The 1,876-nt window shown below is 33.8% G+C and carries 2 protein-coding genes; one reads left to right on the top strand and one right to left on the bottom strand.

Features of this window, described 5'->3' with window-relative positions; all coding sequences use genetic code 11:
* Window positions 1-238 precede the first annotated feature (238 nt).
* Window positions 239-628 (top strand): IS66 family transposase, encoded by a 390-nt coding sequence (locus VIM70_RS12080; protein ID WP_414648713.1) that lies wholly within the window; start codon window positions 239-241, stop codon window positions 626-628.
* A 119-nt stretch (window positions 629-747) separates the two neighbouring features.
* Here VIM70_RS12080 and VIM70_RS12075 read toward each other — a convergent pair whose 3' ends face one another.
* The gene (locus VIM70_RS12075) at window positions 748-1,632 is read right to left on the bottom strand and encodes a LysR family transcriptional regulator (RefSeq protein WP_331946015.1); all 885 of its coding nucleotides are present in this window, start codon (window positions 1,630-1,632) and stop codon (window positions 748-750) included.
* Between the last annotated feature and the right edge of the window lie 244 nt (window positions 1,633-1,876).

Here is a 1,876-nt window from a genome sequence, read left to right as displayed (position 1 = left end):
TATCTCAACTGTTTTTTGATTTTCTAATGCGAAATATAGTGTTTTGTTCTAACTCATTCATAATTCAAAATGCTATCGCATAACTACATGTAAAATAAACCCAGTATAATAAAAAATTATACTGGGTTTGTAAACAACCTGCCACAACTAATTTATAAATTAGTTGTGGGTTTTCTTATTTAATATAGTTATTCGAATAGAGTATACCGCAGACGAGCGTCAACTAATAGTCTTCAAAGTGGCATTATATGTTGGTGAAGATGATTACTATAAAAAGCGTTATGACACAAGACTTGAAAAATCAGCACAGCTTATTGAAGAATTTATAAAGTATGTGGATATAGAAATACAAAGTGCATTGCCAAGAAGTCCTTTGGGCGCAGCCTTAGAATATAGACGCAAGCTATTACCGAGCTTTAAAATCTTTTTAACTGATGGATCCCTAGAAATTGATAATAATGCATCCGGAAGAGCGATAAAACCTTTTATTATTGGTGAAAAAAATTGGATACTGTGTAATTTAGAAAATAAGGATAAGGATACGCTGTTAAAATATATGCCTTGGTCCAAGGAATTACCTGAAACTGTAAAACTTCAAAATAAGAATCTTCATAGTAAAAAAGATTAAAAAATAATCCAGTAGAAAAGCACTTGCTGCTTACTACTGGATTTAGTTTATCAAACAATTTCCTAAAAAACATACGGAGAATTTTTGACGCTTACAATTGAATGGACAACTTATGTTTATTATTTGGTTAAATGTATGGTGTTTTCAACATGGGACTTAAAATTTGCTAAAGCAGGTGACATATATCCATCTGTTCGCCAGACCATTTGAATTTTTACTAGACAATGAGGGCTACGGACGTGAATAAGTGAAATTTTCTGCATATCAAGTCCTGGTAGGAAGGGGACTAGTGCAACACCAAACTTTGCGCCAACAAGCCCAGCAACAGTCCGTTCTTCAAAAGCCTCGAAAGACATTGTGGGATGGAACCCAGCATCAAGGCAAAGATTCTGAACAACATCATGCAGTGCAGTTTCAGGTCTATAAAGGACAAATGGGTCAGTGGCTACTTCGCACAAATTGACTTCCTCTTTATCAGCAAGGCAATGGTCTTTATGAACAATTAAAAATAGTTCTTCATTCATGATTGGAAAAGAGCTTAAATTTTTAATTGGTTCTTGCGGTGCACAGAAACCAACATCAATTTCTGCTGACTCTATTTTGCTCAGAATTTTCTTTGTGGTATCTTGAGTTAATTGAAATCCTATTCCTGGTTTCTGTTTTTGAAATTCACTAATCAAATTAGGTACAAAACTTGAACCAAGTGTTTGAATGAATCCAAGTGAGATGTTACCATGAAAGGGATCCACCATATTGTTAATTTCTTGCTTTGCTTTGTCTATTTCCCACAAAGCTTGATTTGCATGTTTAAGGAAAATTTCACCGTATCGATTTAAGACTACACCGTGGCTTTTTCGCTCAAACAATGGGACTCCTAATTCGTCTTCAAGTCTGGAAATTGATCGACTTAGTGCAGATTGTGAAAGAATTAGTTCATCAGCTGCCCTTGTAAAATTGCAAATACTAGACAGTGTTTGAAAATATTTAAGTTGATTACAGTCCATAAAAACGATTACCCCCTAAAAAAATAAGTGATATTACAATTATGCATCAAAGTTGTGCAAAACACAATTAGTTATGCATAATACAAAGTGATATAATACATAAGGCTCAATTGCAAAAGTAACTTCCACCCCTAACTCATTCAACAGTGGAAATTAGTCTTACAAATTAAAGGGTAGATTTTACCCTTACGAATTAGTATGCTAAGATTAGATATACCAAGAGAGTAATGCTTATACTAGGTAT

Origin of the sequence: Clostridium sp. (assembly GCF_036569345.1) — a bacterium.
In the GTDB taxonomy this organism is placed as follows: Bacteria; Bacillota; Clostridia; order Clostridiales; family Clostridiaceae; genus Clostridium_AD.
The sequence above is the reverse complement of the archived record's forward strand: the minus strand, read 5'-3'. Positions and strand labels throughout refer to the sequence as shown.